Consider the following 14,479-nt stretch of genomic DNA (forward strand, 5'->3'; position numbering starts at 1 on the left):
TCTCTAATCTGACAGCCGGGGGCATCCAGCAGCGTGCGCGCTGGGTGCCCCCGCTTAGTGCATTCGTTAGGCAGGAATGACCTCTGTGACCACGCGATCCGCGCCCCCTCGGGCGCCGGGCCGCAAGAAACGCCCCGCATCGGACGGCGGGATCGGTCGGTACATCCTGATCCGGTTCCTGCTGATCTTCCCCACCATCTTCATCCTGGTCTCCATGGTGTTCTGGCTGATGCGCACGACCGGCGACCCGATCACGGCCGCCCTCGGCGGCCGACTCGGTCCGGAACAGCTCGCGGAACGCATCTCGGCGGCCGGCTATGACCGGCCCATCTTCGTGCAGTACGTGGAATACCTGGGCCAGATCTTCACGGGTAACTTCGGCACCACCATCAGCACCAACCGTCCGGTGTCCGAGATCCTGCTGACCTACGGTCTCGCCACGCTGGAGCTCGTCTTCTACTCCCTCCTTGTCGCGTTCATCGTCGGGATCCCGCTGGGCATGGTCGCCGCGTATTGGCGCGACAAGTCCCCGGACGCCTTCCTGCGCGTCTTCGCGATCCTCTGCTACGCCACCCCGGTGTTCTTCTCCGGGCTGCTGTTCAAGCTCGTCTTCGCGGTCTGGCTGGACGTTCTGCCCGTCTCCGGCCGAGCCTCCACCGGTGCCGAACTGCAGATGCAGCTGCTGCCGAATGAGACCGGCCTCTACACGATCGACGCCATCATGACCGGCGATCCGGCCGTGCTCATCGACGTGCTCGAGCACGCGGTTCTACCCGCCCTGGCCCTGGGGCTGCTCACGGCGGGCGTTTTCCTCCGCCTCGTGCGCACCAACGTCATCGGCACTCTCGGCACCGACTACGTCGACGCCGCCCGCTCCCGGGGGGTCAGCGAGTTCCGTCTCGTGCGCAAGCACGCCTACCGTCCGGCGCTGATTCCGATCATCACCGTGATCGGTCTGCAAATCGCCCTGCTGCTCGGCGGCGCCGTGCTGACCGAGACCACCTTCGAATGGAAGGGCCTGGGCTTCATGCTCTCCGAGTTCCTCAAAGCGCGGGACTTCGTCGCCGTGCAGGGAATCGTCGCGCTGCTCGCGGTGATCGTCGCCCTGACCAACTTCGTCGTGGATATCATCGCCGCGCTGATCGACCCGAGGGTGAGGTACTGAGATGAGCGACCTCACATCCGTCGCGACCACGCCCAAGCGCAGCCTGTGGTCCCGCGTCCCGGTCGTGCACCAGCTCCGGCAGAGCATGGGACTTCAGCGCGGGATGCTGATCGCCGGGCTGATCATCACCACCCTGTTCGTGCTCACGGCCATCTTCGCCCCCGTGCTGGCCCCCTACGGGTACAGCCAGCTGCGCGACGCCGACGGCGCCTTCGGGGCCCAGCAGCCACCCGGCGGATCGCATCCGCTCGGTACCACCGTGAGCGGCTACGACGTGCTCTCCCGCGTGCTGTGGGGTGCCCAGACCGCCCTGTTCGTGATCATCGTCGCCGTGGTGCTGTCGATCTTCGCCGGAGTGTTCCTCGGACTGGTCTCGGGCTACTTCGGCGGCTGGTTCGACCGCATCATGGTGGTCGTCTCCGACGCCGTCTACGCGTTCCCGTCCCTCCTGCTCGCCATCGTGATGTCGATCGTCATCTCCGGCGGAAAGTCGAACCTGATCGGCGGCGTCTTCGCGGCGGCCATCTCCATCACCGTGGTGTTCATTCCGCAGTACTTCCGGGTGATCCGGGCCGAGACGGTGCGCATCAAGGCCGAGGCCTATGTGGAATCCGCGCGCGTGCTGGGCGCCAGCAACACCCGCATCATGTTCCGCCACGTGCTGCGCAACGCCACCCGCACCCTTCCGCTGATCTTCACCCTGAACGCGTCGGAGGCGATCCTGACCCTCGCCGGTCTGGGCTTCCTCGGCTTCGGCATCGAACCGACCGCCGCCTCCGAGTGGGGCTTCGATCTGAACAGGGCGCTCTCGGACGTGACCAGCGGAATCTGGTGGACGGCTCTGTTCCCGGGCCTGGCCATCGTTCTCGTGGTGCTCGGCATCACGCTCGTGGGCGAGAGCCTCAACGACCTGGCCGACCCGCGGCTGCGCGGTCGCCGCGCCGTCGCCCAGGCGGCCGGCGTCGTCGCCCAGACCTCGGTCGTACCCGGCGGCACCCTGGCGGCAGGCCCCGGCGGCCTCAACGGCCTCGAAGGCGCCGCCACCCATCCCTCCGACGGACTCGAGGCCGGATCATGACCGACGTACTCACCATCACCGACCTCGGCATCTCCTTCGCCACCGACGCGGGGGCCGTGCGCGCCGTCGACGGTGTGACCCTCCGGGTTGCCCCCGGAGAGGTGCTCGCCATCGTCGGTGAGAGCGGCAGCGGCAAAACCGTGACCGCCAAGACCATCCTGGGGCTGTTGCCGGAGACGGCGACCGCGTCGGGCGCCGTCATCCTCAGCAGCAAGGACGGCTCGAGCGAGAGCGACATCATCTCGCTGAGCACCAAGCAACTGCGTCAGGTGCGCGGCTCGGACGTGTCCATGGTCTTCCAGGAACCGTCGACCGCTCTGAACCCCGTGTACACCGTGGGCTGGCAGATCATGGAGGGAATTCGCGCGCACGGCCAGGTCGGGCGCCGGGAGGCGCGTGCGAAAGCCATCGAGATCCTCGGCCGGGTCGGCATCCCCGACCCGCAGACTCGTGTCGACTACTACCCGCACCAGTTCTCCGGTGGTCAGAAGCAGCGCGTTGTGATCGCCATGGCCCTCGTGCTCGACCCCGGATTGATCGTCGCTGACGAGCCGACCACGGCCCTCGACGTGACCGTGCAGGCCGAAATCCTCGACCTGCTGCGCCGGTGCCGGGACGAATTCGGTGCGGCCATTGTGCTCATCACGCACAACATGGGCGTGGTTGCCGATCTCGCCGACCGGGTCGCCGTGATGTACCAGGGCAAGGTCGTCGAGGAGGCGGAGGTTCAGACGCTCTTCAGTTCCCCGCAGAACGACTACACGAAGAAGCTGCTCGCGGCCGTGCCGCACGTCGGCCAGGGCGTCGTTCACGCCGCTGCCCGGGCGAGCGCCCGCACGCGTGACTGGGAGCAGCAGGCCCCCGTCGTCGTCGCCGACCGGCTCTGGGTCGAATACCCCGGCCGGCTCGGCCGGGCCGGTTTCACAGCCGTTGACGAGGTGAGCTTCCTGATCCGTCCCGGGGAGGTGCTCGGCCTGGTCGGGGAGAGCGGGTCCGGCAAGACCACGATCGGCCGGGCCATCGCTGGTCTGACCCGCGTGACGGGGGGATCCCTCACCGTCCTCGGCCACGAGATGAACGGCTTCAAAGAACGCGCGTTCAAGAAGTACCGCAGTGATATCGGCTTCGTGTTCCAGGACCCGGCGTCGAGCTTCAACCCGCTGCTGACCATTGCCGACTGCGTCGCCGAGCCCCTCGTCGTGCACGGCCGGGCGAAGAACGCCGTCGCCGCCCGCAAGCGCGTCGACGAACTCCTCGAGGCCGTGCAGTTGCCGCGCGCCTACGGCGACCGCTACCCGCACGAGCTCAGCGGCGGCCAGCGTCAGCGGGCCAGCCTGGCCAGGGCGCTCGCCCTGGAACCGCCCCTGCTCATCGCCGACGAGCCCACCAGCGCACTGGACGTCTCCGTGCAGGCGCGGGTGCTGGAGCTCTTCGCGGAACTCCAGCGTGAATTCGGCTTCGCAGCGCTGTTCATCAGCCACGACCTGGCCGTCGTGGACCTCGTGGCGGACCGGATCGCGGTGCTCTACCGCGGCAAACTGGTCGAGGAGGGCACGAGCGCCGAGGTGCTCGGCGCGCCCCAGGATCCGTATACCCAGCGGCTCCTCGCATCCCTGCCCGTTCCGGACCCGGCCGAGCAGGCCCTGCGTCGGGAGGGGCTTCGCCGGTTGCGTGCGGCAGGATAGACATCATGACCCGCGGCGCCGCACCGATACCTGCTTTCTCCACGAGCGACCTGACGATCGAATACCCGCCCCACGGTGCCAGTGGCGCGTTCGTGGCAGTTCACGGCCTCACCCTGCGACTCGAACCCGGTGAGGTTCTCGGTCTGCTCGGCCAGAGCGGCTCGGGTAAGAGCACGCTGGCCCGGGTGCTGTCCGGGGCCGCGTTCACGGGGCGCGGCGGCGGGGATGTGCGGCCTCAGATCACCGGGGGAGAGGCGACGGTGCAGGGGTACCGGATGCGCGGCATCCGTCGGCGCAAACTGTCCCGGCTCACGTTCGGGGTCGGGCATCTGGCTCAGGACGCCGCGGCCACGCTGCCGTCGACCCTGACGGTGGCGGAGATCGTGGCCGAACCTGTTCTCGACCGGGACCGACGGTACGACCGGGCTGAGCTGGAGACCCTGGTGGCCACCATGGTCGACTCGGTGCGCCTGCCGTTGACGGTGCTCACCAAGTTCCCCTATGAGCTCAGCAACGGGCAGCGCCAGAGGGTGGCCCTGGCACGGGCGCTCGTGTTCGGTCCGGCGCTGCTGATCGCGGACGAGCCCACGGCCGGCGTCGATGCCACCGTGCGGGACGCCGTCGTCGACCTGCTCGGCGAGTTGCAGCGGGAGCGGGCCTTTTCGGCGCTGGTGATCAGCTCCGATCTCAACGTCCTGCGCCGGGTGGCTGACCGCATCGCCGTGCTGCACCAGGGAATCCTGGTGGGGCTGGGCACGATCGACGAGGTGTTCGACGACCCGCGGCATCCGTATGTGGCCGGCCTGGCCGCAGCGCTTCTGGGAGACCCGGCGAGCGACGAGGACGAGAGCGACGACGACGACGAGTACGACTATGAGAGCGAGCCCGGTGAACATGTCAGCGAGAACTGAGCCCGTGCAGCACCAGGCCGTGCTTTCGGACGAGGTTTCGGCGCTGCCGGCGGGGCGCCGGCCGGCCCCGGGCCCGATCACGATCCTCCCTCGGCCCGGCGACGCCTTCGCTCGTGCCGTGCATGATGCCGGTGGAACCCTCGCCGAGCTCTCCGGCGACACCCGCGGGTTGATCTGGCTGGACTATGGCCGGGCCGAGGAACTGCGGGCCACCCTGGAGAAGCATCCGGGCATCGGCTGGGTCCAGCTGCCGTGGGCCGGCGTCGACGCCTTCAGTGAGGTGCTGGGCGGAATGGACCGCACCGACCTGCTCTGGACGAGCGCGAAGGGAGCTTATGCGCAGCCCGTGGCCGAGCATGCCCTCGCCCTGACCCTGGCTCTGCTGCGTGTGCTGCCCAAGCGTGCGCGAGCCTCCACGTGGAGCACCCGTTCGGAGGGCCGCTCGCTCTACGGTCTGAACGTGACCGTCATCGGCGCCGGAGGGATCGCCCGTGAACTGATCCGGCTGCTCGCGCCTTTCGGCACCCACGTGACAGTCGTTCGGCGCAGCAGCGAACCGGTGCCAGGCGCCGAACTCACGGTGGAGACTGCGGACCTGCCGCGCGTGCTCCGAACGAGCGACGTGGTTGTGATCGCGGCCGCGCTGACGGGCGGCACCCGGCACCTGATCGGCCAGGTCGAGCTCGAGTTGATGCGCCCCGACGCGGTGCTCGTGAACATCGCGCGCGGCCCACTCGTCGACACCAACGCTCTGGTGGCCGCCCTCGCTGAGGGGATGATCGCGGCGGCGGCACTCGACGTAACCGATCCGGAGCCGCTGCCGCCGGGACATCCGCTGTGGACCGAGCCGAGGTGCCTGATCACGCCGCATTCGGCCGACACGCCCGAGATGACCGCACCGCTTCTGGCCGAGCGGATTCGACTCAATGTGGGTGCTTTCCTTGAAGACGGGCGGTTCGTCGGGGTCGTCGACCCCCGACTCGGCTACTGACGACCGGCCTCGATTTGGCAGATCGCCAACTTTTGATAAAGTAGCAGAGTTGTAAACGCAGCATTCCTCGATAGCTCAATTGGCAGAGCAGCGCACTGTTAATGCGCAGGTTCTTGGTTCGAGTCCAAGTCGGGGAGCGAAAGGCCACCAAGGGCTCCACCCCTGGTGGCCTTTTTTGTATCCCGTTCATTCCCGTGCGACGTGGCAGCAGCAAAGGCGGCATCCGTGGAGTCCTGGCTTAATCTGAGCAACGTTCTGATCGCCCTCGTCCTGGTATTGCTGGCCCTCTGGCTGGTCACCATGTTCCGGGCCCGGCGCGTGGTCTTCGACCGCACCGCGGCAGAGCGGATGCGCATCGACCTTCAACTGTCCCTCGCCGAGCAGCAGGGCCGGCTTGGCATCATCCGGGAGTTGCAGGATGTCGCCGTACTCTCCGTGGCCCGCCTGGTCACCCGTGCCGAGGGTGCCCGGTATACGGCCGAGAGCGACCCGTCCAGCGCCGTTCGCGTGGCGACGGCGATGGTCGAGGACGGCCGGGTCGCCCTGGCGGACATGCGCCGCGTGCTGACGATCGTGCGCGAGGGCGAATCCGGTGCCACACCGCAGCCGGGCCTGCAATCGGCGCGCGACCTGTTCCGGGTGATGCGCGATGCCGGCGTGACTGTGGACTTCACCGAGACCGGTGAACGGTTTCCGCTCAAACCAGGCGCCGAATTGGCGATCTTCCGCATTCTGCAGAATGCGTTGGCCAACTCGCTCACCCATGGCGGGGTGGGCACGGAGGCCCGGGTCACGTTCACCTGGACCCAGGACGGGCTGACGCTGCTGGTGGCCGATGACGGCATCCGTGCGGCCGCCCGCCGCAACAGCGCCGACGCCGCGGATTTCGCCGCCCGCACCGCGTACACGATCGACGACGACCTCAAAGCGCTCAGTGGCAGCATCTCCGGGGCAGGCATCACTCAGATGCGCGAGCGCACCGAGATGTTCGGGGGCATCTTCAACGCGGGGACCGTGCCCGGCGTGGGCTTCACGGTCTCGGCGATCTTCCCGTCATTGCGCTTTCACAACGGCATCCACGGCGTCGATCTCGCCCGCGGCTGACCTGGTGACCCTGGTGATCAGTCTTCGAGGTTGTCGACGCCGGGCATCCAGCCGAGTCCGGGAACGCCCCAGCCCCGCTTGCGGGTGATCTTGGTGGCGATCTTCGCATAGAAGTGCTCCAGCCGGTCCACGTACAGGGTGCCGTCCAGGTGGTCGTACTCGTGCTGGAAGATGCGCGCGAGCCAGTCTTCGGCGTGGATCTCGAATGGCTTCTGCTCGAGGTCCACTGCACGCAGGATCGCGGACGGTGAGCGCAGGAGCGGGAAGCGCTCGCCCGGGTAGGACAGGCAGCCCTCGACGTCCTCGTCCTCGTCGGCCTCACCCGCGGGAACCGGGGTGATCCACAGTTCGGGGTTGATCGCAACGCCGCGCCACAGGTGGTCGTCGTCGTCGAGGAAGTTGTAGGTGAACAGCCGAAGCGGCACACCCACCTGCGTCGCCGCCAAGCCGACGCCAGGCGCGGTGTCCATCGTTTCGTACATGTCCTGCACGAGTTCTCGCAGGTCATCGTCGAAATCCACGACGGGAAGAGCGGGGGAGTGGAGAACGGGATCTCCTGAAATAACTATCGAACGAACGGCCATTCACCAAGGATATCGGGCTGGTTCTCGATAGGGTCGTTGGGTGACCCCTGACCTGACCGACCTGGCAACGGAAATCGCCATCAACCCGCGTCAGGCCATCGGGATTCCACTTGCTCTGGTGGGCGCGGTCTTCCTGTCGCTGGGCGCTCAATTCCAGCACCGCGGGGTGACCAAAGTCGAAGCGAATACCGTGGAGGTCACCGGCGGGCTCAATCCGCGTCAGCTCATGCTGTTGCTGGCCCGGCCATCCTGGGTGTTCGGCACGCTCATGCTGGGCCTGGCGATCGTGTTCCAGCTCTCCAGCCTGGCCTTCGCCCCCATCATCATGGTTCAGCCACTCGGTGCCGTGGCTCTGGTGATCACATCGATTCTCAACGCTCGGATCACGCGGGTCCCGGTCAACCGGGCATCGAAGATCGCAATCGCCATGTGCGTCGGCGGGGTCGGCCTCTTCGTCACCGTGGCCGCTTTCACCGCCGTGGACAAGCCCGTCACCGACCGAAAACTGATCACCATCCTGATCGTGCTGGGCGTCGTTCTGCTGCTCTTCGCGGCCGCCTTCGTCTTCCTGCGCAGCCGGTTCAAAGCCATGTTCTACATCGTCGGCGCCGGCGTGCTCTACGGCTTCGTCGCGACCCTGGCGAAGGTCGTCATCAACCGTACCCAGAACGGCAATTTCGAGTGGCTGACCCTGATCTGCGTGCTGGGTTTGCTGTTGGCTGCGGCTCTCGGTGCCTACTTTGTGCAGAATGCCTACTCGTCCGGCCCGCCCGACCTGGTGATCGCCGGGCTCACCGTTATTGATCCGCTGATCGCCGTCGGGATCGGCATCATCGTTCTGGGCGAGGTGGAACAGGCTCCGGCCTGGGCTGCCATCGCCTTCATCGTGGCCGGTGTCATCGCGATCGTCGGGGTGTTCTTGCTGGCCCGATACCACCCGCTCACCACCGACTGACCAATCACCTGACCGCCCCAACTGGCATCGGGGCTGGCGCGCCGTTGCCGCAATGGGGTTTGTGGGAACGGTTTAGAATAAGGTGCTAGAAGACCTCGTCAGCGTACGCGCCGTCGAAAACATGAATACCTGCCGGATGACGAACTCCGGCTCACATACGTTGGGACAGTGTCTTTTGTCAGATTCGACCGATTTGCCGAGCGAGTCGACCCTCAGTGCGCCGGTGTCCAAGAAGCCGCTCCGGATCCTGATCGCGGCGGACACCTTCGCCCCGGACGTGAACGGTGCGGCGCGCTTCGCTGAGCGTCTAGCGGCCGGGATGGTGGCCCGCGGTCACGAGGTACAGATCATGGCGCCGGCCGCATCGCGCAAGTTCGGCACCTGGACCGAGGTCCACGAGGGCCAGCCGATGGTCGTGCACCGTCTGCAGAGCTGGCGCTGGTACCCGCACGATTGGCTGCGTTACGCGCTGCCGTGGTTCATCCCGCGGGAGACCCGCCGCATCCTCGACACCTTCAAGCCGGATGTCGTGCACTTCCAGTCTCACATCATGGTGGGCCGTGCCGTAACGATCGAGGCGGCGAAGCGGGGAATCCGTATCATCGGCACGAACCATTTCATGCCGGAGAACATGCTCGAGTTCACCCTGGTGCCCAAGGGGTTGCACGATCGGATCATCAAGGGCGCATGGCGTGCGGCTCGGCGCACCTTCGGCCGGGCCGAGGCCGTGACGACGCCGACCCTGCGCGCCGCGCAGTTCCTCGAGCGTTACACCGGTCTCGAGGGCGTGCTGGCCATCTCCTGCGGCATCAATGCTCACAACTATGTGCCGAGCTTCGCGCCCCGCTCCGAGAATCGCATCCTTTTTGTCGGCCGCGTGACCGGCGAGAAACAGATCGATGTGCTGCTTCATGCCATTGCTCTGCTTGCAGCCGATCTGAACGTCAAGGTCGAGATCGTGGGCGGCGGGGACCAGAAGCGCAACCTGGAGAACCTGTCGCAGACCCTGGGGCTGAGCGGTCGGGTCACGTTCACCGGTTATGTGACGGATGCCGAGCTGGCGACCGCCTACACCCGCTCAACTGTTTTCGCGATGCCATCGATCGCGGAACTGCAGAGCATCGCGACCATGGAGGCAATGGCCTCGGGCCTGCCAATCGTGGCGGCCAACGCCATGGCTCTGCCGCATCTTGTGCACGACGGCCAGAACGGTTACCTGTTTGAACCCGGTAATGCCCAGGATCTCGCGGACAAGCTGACGACCGTGTTGACTGCCGCACCGGACGACCTGGACGCCCTCAAACGCGAGTCACTTCGCCTTATTGGTGCGCACGACATCAACCGCACTCTGAGTACCTTTGAGTCGCTGTATCGCGGTGAGCCGACGATCGACGCTGTGGCATCAGAGGCTGCCGCGCAGTCGGGGGAGTAGCTGCGCAGTCGAGCCATTCGCGGGCCTGTATCGTGGGACCCGGTGATCTCCTCGATCACCGACAGTTGTTCTGCGCATCTACCAGATGCGCGTTTGGGGCGGTAGCTCAGCTGGTTAGAGCAGCGGACTCATAATCCGTCGGTCCCGGGTTCAAGTCCCGGCCGCCCTACATTAAAATATGCGTTGATCGGCACTTTCAAATTCGCATGCGTTTCGAGATTCGAATCGTTTTGTACTTGGATGTGGGTTCAAGTCTCTCGGCCCGACAGGGAAACACCCACTGAACAGGGACTCTTGTCTTCGCGGCTTAGGCCCGACTCCATGGTCCCCACGTACATGCACCGTTTATTGATTGGGTTATGGCCGCCAGGACCTCCTGTCGGATCCTGCGTTGGCTGTTTCGCATGGGGCCGCGCAGCATCCGCCAGCCTGACGTTCCGGGAGTTCGCCGCCTGGGGGGATCTGGCGAGGATCGTGGGTGGCCCCGAAAACTTGGGCGTTCTCGGCCAAAACGCACTGTTTGTTGTTGAGCGGCGCCTGCTGATGTTCCTCAAGTAAACGAAATTTCGTTGGTATTGGTGCAGGTCGGCGAGTCAAGAATTCCTGAACCCACTGAGGCGGCAAGCGCACAACGTTTATGTGACGTTTGTTCGGCCGCGCCCGACGGATCTGGCCGCTCGTCGATGACATGCACGACCCGGTTGGGGTGGTCGGGGATGCCCTAGTGTGCTCTCGGCCCGTGAATGGCTCATCTTGCTTGATCTCGAGCTCCGTGAGTTGAGGTCGGTAGCCAGGTGCACGGCCGCAGGATTCACCAGTTCGGCAGGGGGCTGGGCGGAGCAGTTGGAGCCAGGTCAGGGCGTTTCATCAAACCTTCACACTCTCGGAGGCTGGAGCTTCATGCGCGGTCTGCATGCTGGTGTGTAGACACCAACTTGGTGGCTGAACGTGAAGGGTGTTGAGACTGATGAAATTGAATCGGAAGAACATGACCGCTGGTATTGCAGGACTCGGGCTTGTCGGGGCGCTTGTCACTGGTGGTGTTACCGCCGCGCAGGCCTCAACCGGTGATGAGACGATTCCCCAGGCGTCATCGACGACCGCGTCAACAGTTGGCGACCACGAGACCGGTCACATGGCCGGCATGGGATTCGGACAGAGTTCGCCCATGATCGCAGTCGCTAGTTACCTCGGTCTGAGCCAGACGGAGCTGCAGGAGCGGCTGCAGTCGGGTGAGTCCCTCGCGGATGTCACCGAAGCTCAGGGCAAATCGGTTTCTGAACTCAAGGACGCGATGGTCTCGGAGCTCAGGACCAATCTCGACTCCGACAGCACTCTGTCCTCTGATGACAGGGCGGCAGCCGCGGAACAGATGAAGAGCCGCATCGACACGATGCTGGACGCGACCCACACCCCAGGTGAGGGGATGGGCATAGGTTCGGGAATGGGCATGCACTCGGGAGCCGGAACGGGTTCAGGAATGGGGTCTGGAATGGGCCCTGGAATGGCGACGACCTGACCGCCACGGATTGCCTCAATGTCCAAAAGTGAACAAGAACTGAAGGAGCAGAAGAAATGATGTGGGGAAACGGTTACAACATGGCGTGGGGGTGGCCGGTAGGGCTGCTCATGCTCGTCGCAGTCATCCTCCTCGTTGTCTGGATTGTGCGGATTTTCGCTGGTGGAACGGATCGCAGTGTGTCGCGCGGAGGTTTTCCGGCAGGCCGAGGGGAAGGCGAGCGCAGTCAGGCGCGTCAAATTCTCGATGATCGCTTCGCGAAGGGTGAATTGAATGAAACGGAATATCGAGAGCGGTTGAAGGTCCTCGAAAGGTAGGGCCTGCGGGGGGGCTCTCGCCGAGTTTCTGGGCGCAATGCGGAGACAGTGCCTGTCGGCAGCGATAATCAGGGGAAAGAGGTGAGCGATGCAGAAAGTCCTGGTAGTCGATGACGAGGCACAGATCAGGACCGTCCTGCGTGGCTACCTGGAAGCGGAAGGGTATGAGGTCGCGGAGGCTGCGGACGGCACCGAGGCGCTTGCGAGACTCCGCAAAGACCCTCCCGTTCTCGTGCTCCTGGATGTGATGCTGCCGGGGATCGACGGGCTGGAGGTGCTTCGTCAGTTGCGCGGGTTCAGCGACGCGTACGTGATCCTCGTCACGGCCAGGGCGGAGGAGGTCGACAAGCTCGTGGGGCTCGGTGTGGGTGCGGATGATTATGTGACCAAGCCGTTCAGCCCGCGCGAGGTGACGGCCCGAGTGAAGGCGATGCTGCGTCGTGACAATCGAGGGGACCGGACCGATGGAGATGCCCTGCTTCGTTTCGACGGGTTGTCCATCAAGCCGGCCCACCGAGAGGTCGAGGTCAATGGAGCCTTAGTGGGGCTGTCGAGCCTGGAGTTTGACCTTCTCGCCGCACTCGCCACCGAGCCCGGGCGAGTGTTTTCCCGGGCACAACTGCTTGAAAAAGTCTGGGGCTACGATTTTTACGGCGACGAGCGCGTCGTCGATGTCCACATCCGCAGTTTGCGCGCGCGACTCGGCGACGATGCCGGCGATCCACACTTGATCGCCACCGTGCGGGGCGTGGGCTACAAGTTCGTGGCTGGGCCCCGATGAAGATGCGCCTCTCGCTGCGCCTGTTCATCTCCTATGCCGCTATTGCCGTGGTCGGCGGGCTGGTGGCCTATCTGACCATCTCTCTGCTTGCTCCTCGACTATTCGAAGACCGGCTGGGCATGATGATGGACAGTGACGGCACCGGCATGTCGATGGGGGCGATGGACGCGACCAGCGTGCGCTCCGCCTTCCTGTCCGCTCTCACGACCGCGCTGATAGTCGGGGTGCTGGCCAGCGTGATCGCCGCAGGTTTTGTGGCCGCGGCAGTCACGGGGCGCCTACTTCGCCCCCTCAACGCGGTGCGGGCCGCGACGACGCTGATCGCCGCCGGAAAGTATGGGGGCAGGGTTCCCGTCCCCTCCGAGCCGGAACTGGCCGCGCTGGCCACCGACGTCAACACGCTGGCTGCGGCCCTGGCCGATACGGAGGCCCGGCGAACCCGGCTGCTCGGTGAGGTCGCGCATGAGATGCGAACCCCCCTGACCGTCCTGGACGGCTACGTCGAGGGGCTGATCGATGGCGTGTTCCCCGCCGGCCCCGACACGTTCGCTTCCCTCAGTGACGAGCTGCGCCGCTTGCACCGCCTCTCCGATGACCTGTCCAGCCTGTCGCGCGCTCAGGAACAGCGGCTCGACCTGCATCCAGTCGATGCGGACCTTGCCGATCTTGCTCGCCGCACGGCCACCCGGCTCGCACCGCAATTCGACGATGCGGGCGTGGCGTTGACACTGAACGTTGACACGCCACTGCCCGTGCACGTGGACCAGGACCGGATCACCCAGGTTCTGACCAACCTTTTCGGCAACGCCTTGCTTGCCACCCCGGCGGGCGGTGCCGTCACGATCACTGCGCAGGGCTCCGGGGGTCGTGGTGAGGTTGTCGTGGTCGATACGGGAGTGGGCCTGGCCGAGGAAGACACGGAGCGTGTCTTCGAGCGTTTTTACCGGGTACCAGGACAGGCTCGCCGCTCCGCCGGATCGGGGATTGGTCTCACGATCGCCCGTGAGGTCGCGCGTGCGCACGGCGGGGACGTGACGGTCTCATCGGCAGGGACGGGACGGGGAGCCCGCTTCACGGTCGTGGTGCCCCTGAGTTCCACCGCCAGATCAGACTGACCCTGCTGTCTCCTTCCCGGCTCCATCAGCCAATGTGGCATGGACAAGCTGTTTCCATTTGGTGTGGACCGACTGGGATACGTGCAGGTACTCACGGTGCTCGGGGAACTCACGCCGTCAAACGTCGGGCTTGGTCGTACCACTTCGTAGGCGTAGTACCCGGTCATAACGTTTAGCAACTAAACTAAATGGCATGACAGTGATTGCTTTGTTCGGTGCAACCGGCAGGACCGGGCGTCGCGTGCTGACACGTGCTCTTGCCGCGGGATTTGAGGTGCGGGCTCTGGTGCGTGATCCGGCCAGGCTTGCAACGACGTCGCCGGCTCTGACGGTTATTCGCGGTGACGTGTTGGATTCGGCTGCTGTGGATCAGACGGTGGCGGGCTCAAACGTCGTGCTCAGCCTGTTCGGGCAGGTGAAAGGTTCGCCGCCGACGCTGCAGGCCGAGGGCACCCAACTCATCGTGGATGCCATGGGGCGGCACGACGTGAAGCGGATCGTCACCCTGTCCGGCGGCGGTCTATCCGCTCCATCAGACCGACCTGGTCCCGCCGATCGCATCATCAGGTTCTTGCTGAAGACCCTGTCCGGGCATGTCCTCGCCGACGCAGAGCAGCACCTTCGGGTGCTCACGGCGTCCGGGCTGGAGTGGACGGTCGTCCGCGGTCCGCGGCTGACCGAGAAAGCTGGCACCGGCACATGCCGGGTGGGCTGGGTGGGTGTTGATGCCAGCACCCAGATCAGTCGAGATGATCTCGCAGACTTCATCCTCACCCAAGCGGAAGACCGCACCTTCATCGGGCAGATGCCGTTCATCAGCGCATGACACAATCCGCGCCCGT

Annotated in this window: 14 protein-coding genes and 2 tRNA genes; 15 read left to right on the forward strand and 1 reads right to left on the reverse strand. The window is 65.4% G+C overall.

Annotated features, from left to right (window positions below; genetic code table 11):
• The first annotated feature begins 76 nt into the window (after window positions 1-76).
• The 7 genes from AC0J5J_RS02030 (at window position 77) to AC0J5J_RS02060 (ending at window position 6,934) form a co-directional block, all read left to right on the forward strand.
• The gene (locus tag AC0J5J_RS02030) at window positions 77-1,165 is read left to right on the forward strand and encodes an ABC transporter permease (protein WP_474899239.1); all 1,089 of its coding nucleotides are present in this window, start codon (window positions 77-79) and stop codon (window positions 1,163-1,165) included.
• Window position 1,166: 1 nt separating this feature from the next.
• Window positions 1,167-2,243 (forward strand): ABC transporter permease, encoded by a 1,077-nt coding sequence (locus AC0J5J_RS02035; protein WP_474899241.1) that lies wholly within the window; start codon window positions 1,167-1,169, stop codon window positions 2,241-2,243.
• Window positions 2,240-3,928, forward strand: a complete 1,689-nt coding sequence (locus AC0J5J_RS02040) for an ABC transporter ATP-binding protein (RefSeq protein WP_474899243.1) — start codon at window positions 2,240-2,242, stop codon at window positions 3,926-3,928. The genes AC0J5J_RS02035 and AC0J5J_RS02040 overlap by 4 nt, the downstream gene beginning before the upstream one ends.
• Before the next feature lie 5 nt (window positions 3,929-3,933).
• Entirely contained in the window at window positions 3,934-4,839 is a 906-nt protein-coding gene (locus AC0J5J_RS02045) for an ATP-binding cassette domain-containing protein (protein ID WP_474899245.1), read from the forward strand.
• Window positions 4,823-5,830 (forward strand): D-isomer specific 2-hydroxyacid dehydrogenase family protein, encoded by a 1,008-nt coding sequence (locus AC0J5J_RS02050; protein ID WP_474899247.1) that lies wholly within the window; start codon window positions 4,823-4,825, stop codon window positions 5,828-5,830. Before AC0J5J_RS02045 ends, AC0J5J_RS02050 begins: the two co-directional genes overlap by 17 nt.
• A gap of 64 nt (window positions 5,831-5,894) precedes the next feature.
• Window positions 5,895-5,967 (forward strand) — tRNA-Asn (locus AC0J5J_RS02055).
• A gap of 64 nt (window positions 5,968-6,031) precedes the next feature.
• On the forward strand, window positions 6,032-6,934 hold the full coding sequence (locus AC0J5J_RS02060) for a sensor histidine kinase (protein WP_474899249.1): 903 nt from the start codon (window positions 6,032-6,034) through the stop codon (window positions 6,932-6,934).
• Between the two features lie 17 nt (window positions 6,935-6,951).
• Here AC0J5J_RS02060 and def read toward each other — a convergent pair whose 3' ends face one another.
• Window positions 6,952-7,518 carry a peptide deformylase gene (gene def, locus AC0J5J_RS02065; protein WP_134423213.1) on the reverse strand — a complete coding sequence of 189 codons (567 nt, stop codon included), beginning with the start codon at window positions 7,516-7,518 and terminating at the stop codon, window positions 6,952-6,954.
• 40 nt (window positions 7,519-7,558) lie between these two features.
• Here def and AC0J5J_RS02070 point away from each other — a divergent pair, with 40 nt between their 5' ends.
• The 8 genes from AC0J5J_RS02070 (at window position 7,559) to AC0J5J_RS02105 (ending at window position 14,463) form a co-directional block, all read left to right on the forward strand.
• Window positions 7,559-8,473 carry a DMT family transporter gene (locus tag AC0J5J_RS02070; RefSeq protein WP_134423215.1) on the forward strand — a complete coding sequence of 305 codons (915 nt, stop codon included), beginning with the start codon at window positions 7,559-7,561 and terminating at the stop codon, window positions 8,471-8,473.
• A gap of 82 nt (window positions 8,474-8,555) precedes the next feature.
• Window positions 8,556-9,905, forward strand: a complete 1,350-nt coding sequence (locus AC0J5J_RS02075) for a glycosyltransferase (protein WP_474899251.1) — start codon at window positions 8,556-8,558, stop codon at window positions 9,903-9,905.
• A 95-nt stretch (window positions 9,906-10,000) separates the two neighbouring features.
• Window positions 10,001-10,074, forward strand: a tRNA-Ile gene (locus tag AC0J5J_RS02080).
• Between the two features lie 798 nt (window positions 10,075-10,872).
• On the forward strand, window positions 10,873-11,424 hold the full coding sequence (locus tag AC0J5J_RS02085) for a hypothetical protein (RefSeq protein ID WP_474899252.1): 552 nt from the start codon (window positions 10,873-10,875) through the stop codon (window positions 11,422-11,424).
• Between the two features lie 56 nt (window positions 11,425-11,480).
• Window positions 11,481-11,741, forward strand: coding sequence for an SHOCT domain-containing protein (locus AC0J5J_RS02090; RefSeq protein WP_474899254.1), 261 nt, complete (start codon window positions 11,481-11,483; stop codon window positions 11,739-11,741).
• A gap of 88 nt (window positions 11,742-11,829) precedes the next feature.
• Entirely contained in the window at window positions 11,830-12,522 is a 693-nt protein-coding gene (locus tag AC0J5J_RS02095; RefSeq protein ID WP_474899256.1) for a response regulator, read from the forward strand.
• Entirely contained in the window at window positions 12,519-13,637 is a 1,119-nt protein-coding gene (locus AC0J5J_RS02100; RefSeq protein ID WP_474899258.1) for a sensor histidine kinase, read from the forward strand. The genes AC0J5J_RS02095 and AC0J5J_RS02100 overlap by 4 nt, the downstream gene beginning before the upstream one ends.
• Before the next feature lie 193 nt (window positions 13,638-13,830).
• Window positions 13,831-14,463 carry an NAD(P)-dependent oxidoreductase gene (locus AC0J5J_RS02105; RefSeq protein ID WP_474899260.1) on the forward strand — a complete coding sequence of 211 codons (633 nt, stop codon included), beginning with the start codon at window positions 13,831-13,833 and terminating at the stop codon, window positions 14,461-14,463.
• Window positions 14,464-14,479 lie beyond the last annotated feature (16 nt).

Source organism: Cryobacterium sp. TS_SC_7 (genome assembly GCF_056156285.1).

Bases quoted from the DNA above. Each gene is read 5' to 3' on its own strand.
- AC0J5J_RS02030 (WP_474899239.1), top strand. From the start codon at position 77: ATGACCTCTGTGACCACGCGATCCGCGCCCCCTCGGGCGCCGGGCCGC.
- AC0J5J_RS02035 (WP_474899241.1), top strand. From the start codon at position 1,167: ATGAGCGACCTCACATCCGTCGCGACCACGCCCAAGCGCAGCCTGTGG.
- AC0J5J_RS02040 (WP_474899243.1), top strand. From the start codon at position 2,240: ATGACCGACGTACTCACCATCACCGACCTCGGCATCTCCTTCGCCACC.
- AC0J5J_RS02045 (WP_474899245.1), top strand. From the start codon at position 3,934: ATGACCCGCGGCGCCGCACCGATACCTGCTTTCTCCACGAGCGACCTG.
- AC0J5J_RS02050 (WP_474899247.1), top strand. From the start codon at position 4,823: ATGTCAGCGAGAACTGAGCCCGTGCAGCACCAGGCCGTGCTTTCGGAC.
- def (WP_134423213.1), bottom strand. From the start codon at position 7,518: ATGGCCGTTCGTTCGATAGTTATTTCAGGAGATCCCGTTCTCCACTCC.
- AC0J5J_RS02085 (WP_474899252.1), top strand. From the start codon at position 10,873: ATGAAATTGAATCGGAAGAACATGACCGCTGGTATTGCAGGACTCGGG.
- AC0J5J_RS02090 (WP_474899254.1), top strand. From the start codon at position 11,481: ATGATGTGGGGAAACGGTTACAACATGGCGTGGGGGTGGCCGGTAGGG.
- AC0J5J_RS02095 (WP_474899256.1), top strand. From the start codon at position 11,830: ATGCAGAAAGTCCTGGTAGTCGATGACGAGGCACAGATCAGGACCGTC.
- AC0J5J_RS02100 (WP_474899258.1), top strand. From the start codon at position 12,519: ATGAAGATGCGCCTCTCGCTGCGCCTGTTCATCTCCTATGCCGCTATT.
- AC0J5J_RS02105 (WP_474899260.1), top strand. From the start codon at position 13,831: ATGACAGTGATTGCTTTGTTCGGTGCAACCGGCAGGACCGGGCGTCGC.